General features: G+C 71.9%; 5 protein-coding genes. All 5 read left to right on the top strand.

From position 1 onward, the window contains the following. The first annotated feature begins 101 nt into the window (after positions 1–101). Entirely contained in the window at positions 102–989 is an 888-nt protein-coding gene (locus OEY_RS0106645; RefSeq protein WP_010593112.1) for an SPFH domain-containing protein, read from the top strand. Positions 990–1,004: 15 nt separating this feature from the next. Next, positions 1,005–1,205, top strand: coding sequence for a hypothetical protein (locus OEY_RS0106640; RefSeq protein WP_003936370.1), 201 nt, complete (start codon positions 1,005–1,007; stop codon positions 1,203–1,205). Positions 1,206–1,275: 70 nt separating this feature from the next. Next, positions 1,276–2,007, top strand: a complete 732-nt coding sequence (locus OEY_RS0106635) for an enoyl-CoA hydratase (protein ID WP_010593111.1) — start codon at positions 1,276–1,278, stop codon at positions 2,005–2,007. A gap of 75 nt (positions 2,008–2,082) precedes the next feature. Continuing rightward, a complete protein-coding gene (locus OEY_RS0106630; RefSeq protein ID WP_010593110.1) occupies positions 2,083–3,198 on the top strand; it encodes an MBL fold metallo-hydrolase in 1,116 nt (371 codons plus the stop codon). Positions 3,199–3,291: 93 nt separating this feature from the next. Beyond that, on the top strand, positions 3,292–3,914 hold a 623-nt coding region (locus tag OEY_RS0106625), incomplete at its 3' end, for a ZIP family metal transporter (RefSeq protein ID WP_010593109.1).

Here is a 3,914-nt window from a genome sequence, read left to right as displayed (position 1 = left end):
GTCGCATGATGCACCGACGTGTCCGTCGCCGCTGTCCGGCCGGCCGATAATGTGATATCACTTTAATATCTCATTGGAGTCTCCGGAAAGGGAGTCCCGCCATGTCCGCCACCTCCTCCGTCGTCACGGAGCGGCCCGGAAGGTCCGTCAACGGCTGGTCCGTCCTCGCGATCGCGCTCACCGTGGACATCGCGGCCGTGGCGCTCGCCGTGTTCGGCGCGCTGAACCACAACGTCGCGCTCGTCGTGGTCGGCGCGGTGCTGGTCGTCCCGGCCACCGTCGCGCTCGCCGGCCTGGTCCTCGTCGAGCCCAACGAGGCGCGGGTGCTGCAGTTGCTCGGCAGCTCGTACTCGGGCACCCTCCGGAAGGACGGGTTGCGGTGGATGAACCCGCTCAACACCCGCCGCAAGGTTTCGACCCGGATCCGCAACCACGAGACCGGGATCGCGAAGGTCAACGACGCCGACGGCAACCCCATCGAGATCTCGGCGGTCATCGTGTGGCAGGTCGAGGACACCGCCCGGGCCGTGTTCGATGTCGACGACTTCGAGGAGTTCGTCGCCGTGCAGACCGAGGCGGCCGTCCGTCACATCGCCGGCAGCTACCCGTACGACGCGGGCCCGGAGACGTTGTCGCTGCGGCAGAACGCCGACGAGATCACCACGAGGCTGTCCGCCGAAGTCGACGAGCGGGTCGGATCCGCCGGCGTGCGGGTCGTCGAATCCCGGATCAACCGGCTCGCGTACGCGCCCGAGATCGCGCAGGCCATGTTGCGCCGGCAGCAGGCGGGTGCGGTCATCGCCGCGCGTGAGCAGATCGTCAAGGGCGCGGTCGGCATGGTCGCAACCGCCCTCGAACAGCTCGAGAAGGAACACACCATCGAACTCGACGAGGAGCGCAGGGCCGCGATGGTGAGCAACCTGCTCGTGGTCCTGTGCGGCGACCAGAGCGCGCAACCGGTGCTCAACACCGGATCGCTCTACGCCTGACGCGTCGTCGACACGATGGCCGAACGCAAGAAGCTGCTGCTCCGGCTCGACCCTGCGGTCCACGACGCCCTCGCACGCTGGGCCGCCGACGAGTTGCGCAGCACCAACGCCCAGATCGAGTTCCTGCTCCGTCGTGCGCTGAGCGAGGCCGGACGCATGCCACGCGAGGCCGGGCGCATCCGCAAGCCCGGCCGGCCGCGCGCGGACGAGGACTGACGCGGAGCGCCCTCGCGCCCGCCCCCGGCGGGTGCGATGATGCGTGCCGTCGACGAAAGGTGAAGCACACATGATGGGGATCAGCCGTGACGGCGACGTGGTCACGCTCGAACTGCGGCGCGAGGAGCGCCGCAACGCGCTCAACACCGAGCTGTGCGTCCAGGTCCGGGAGGGGCTCGAGGAGGCCCTCGACGGGGGTGCGCGTGCGGTCGTGATCACCGGGCGCGGCTCGAGCTTCTGTGCCGGCGCCGACCTGTCGGGCGACGTCTACGCGGAAGGATTCCTCGACAGCCTAGGGGAGATGCTCCGTGCGATCCAGGAGGCGCCCGTCCCGGTGATCGCCGCGATCAACGGCCCCGCGATCGGTGCGGGCACCCAGCTCGCTCTCGCGGCGGACCTGCGGGTCGTCGCCCCGGGCGCCCGATTCGCGATTCCGGCGGCGCGTCTCGGTATCTCGGTGGACCGGTGGACGGTCCGGCGGCTGGTCTCCCTGCTCGGCGGCGGCCCCGCGCGGGCCGTGTTGCTCGCCGCCGAACCGGTCGACGCCCACGAGGCGGTCGACCGCGGTCTGGCCAACCGGATCGGCGACCTCGTCGCCGCGCAGTCCTGGGCACGCGAGATCGCCGAACTCGCCCCGTTGTCGCTGCACGCGATGAAGCTGTTCCTCAACGACGACGGCACGCGCGACGAGCCGTCGCCCGAGCAGACGGCCGCGCTCGCCGCGGCGTGGCTCAGCGAGGACGCCCAGGAGGCGCGCCAGGCCCGCTCGGAACGCCGGGCGCCGGTCTTCCGCGGTCGCTGAGCGCGCCCGCGCTCGTGCAGCCGTGCGCGCCCGCGCTCGTGCAGCCGTGCGCGCCCGCGCCCCTACAGTGGTGGGGTGAGCGTCAAGCAGACCGCCTCGTCCGCCCTTGCCGGTGCCGGCTTGCTGTGGGTGGCGCGGGCCGCCCGCGGCGTCCCGGGCTCGATCGGCGCGACCCCGGCGGACATCCGTCCGTACGCCGCCGGCTCACCCCGGTATCGGAACGGGCGCTTCCACAACTCGGAGCCGAGCAGCACCGTGCTGCCCGAGGCCGGCGGCAGCCTTGTCAAGGACATGCTCACCCGCCGGTCCTCAGGTGTGCCGCGCGACGCGGTGCCGCTCGCGCCGCCGCTCGCGCCGGTGCAGGCCGCGGAGCTTGCGGTGACCTGGTACGGACACTCGAGCGCCCTCCTCGAGATCGACGGCCACCGGATCCTCGCCGACCCGGTGTGGAGCGAGCGGGTCTCGCCGTCGGCCGCCGTGGGCCCGGCCCGGCTGCACCCGTCGCCGGTCGAACTCACGGAACTGCCGCCGATCGACGCCGTCGTGATCTCCCACGACCACTACGACCACCTCGACCGCGAGACCGTCGAGGCGCTGGCGGCCACGCAGCCCGAGGCCCGGTTCCTGGTCCCGCTCGGTGTGGGCGCGCACCTGCGCCGGTGGCGGATCCCCGCCGACCGGATCGTCGAGCTGGACTGGGACCAGCACACCGAGGTGGGTGCGCTCACCGTCACCTGCACCGAGGCGCGGCACTTCTCCGGCCGCGGCCTGATCCGCAACATCACGTTGTGGTCCTCGTGGGTGATCGCCGGGCCGACGCGACGGGTGTTCTTCGGCGGCGACAGCGGCTACACACCCCGGTTCGCCGACCTGGGGGACCGCTACGGGCCCTTCGACCTGACGCTGCTGCCGGTAGGCGCGTACGACCCGCGCTGGCCCGACGTGCACATGAACCCGGAGGAGGCGGTGCGCACCCACACCGACCTCGGCGGCGGTGACCATCCCAGCCTGCTCGTCCCCGTACACTGGGGCACCTTCAATCTGGCGTTTCACGCATGGTCCGAGCCGATCGCGCGGCTCCTGCCGGCCGCGCGCGCGGAAGGGGTACCCACGGCCGTACCGATGCCGGGGCAGCGGATCGACGTGCTGCGGCCGGGCTCGCAGGTTCCGTGGTGGGTTCCGCTCGGCTGACTTCGGTGCGCCGGTAGGGTTTCCGGCCTGCCACACGGGGTATCCGGCCGTCCGTCGGGGCGAGTCGGAGGGAGGCCGGTCATCGTCGAATCGTTGATCTTCGGGATCGTCGCGTCGAGCGCACTGGTGCTCGGGGCGTTGGTGGGCGGCTGGGTAGAGATCCCCAAACGCGTTCTCGCGGCGATGCTGGCGTTCGCCGCCGGCGCGCTCATCACCGCCCTGTCGTTCGAGTTGTTCGAGGATTCGTACGAGAAGGGCGGCATCTGGCGCGCGGCGATCGGCCTCGCGGTCGGCGCGATCGTGTTCACCGCGCTCAGCGCGTGGTTGGACCGGGTGGCCGAGGGGCGGCGCGAAAAGGACCACGGCAGTGAGAAACTCGACGTCGATGCCGCCGCCGAGGGAACCGCGCCGTCGTCGTCCTCGGTCAGCGGGGCGGCCGGTCTGGCGCTGCTGGCGGCGGTCACCCTCGACGGGGTGCCCGAGAACGTGGCGCTGGGCGTGTCCCTGGGGGAGGGCACCGGCGGTCTCGCTCTGCTGGTCGCGATCTTCGTGTCCAACTTCCCGGAGTCGCTCGTCGGCAGCGCCTCCATGCGCGCCCAGGGCCGGTCCCGGAGGTACATCGTCGGGATGTGGGTGGCGTGCGCCGCACTGCTGACCGTCGCCGTCGTCGTCGGGGCCGGGCCGCTCGCGGTGACCCCGCCCGAGACGATCTCCCT

Source organism: Rhodococcus sp. P14 (assembly GCF_000256505.1).
Taxonomy (GTDB): Bacteria; Actinomycetota; Actinomycetes; order Mycobacteriales; family Mycobacteriaceae; genus Rhodococcus; species Rhodococcus ruber.
The sequence above is the reverse complement of the archived record's forward strand: the minus strand, read 5'-3'. Positions and strand labels throughout refer to the sequence as shown.

Excerpts from the sequence above, each read along its gene's own strand:
- OEY_RS0106645 (WP_010593112.1), top strand. The coding sequence starts at position 102 with ATGTCCGCCACCTCCTCCGTCGTCACGGAGCGGCCCGGAAGGTCCGTC.
- OEY_RS0106635 (WP_010593111.1), top strand. The coding sequence starts at position 1,276 with ATGATGGGGATCAGCCGTGACGGCGACGTGGTCACGCTCGAACTGCGG.
- OEY_RS0106640 (WP_003936370.1), top strand. The coding sequence starts at position 1,005 with ATGGCCGAACGCAAGAAGCTGCTGCTCCGGCTCGACCCTGCGGTCCAC.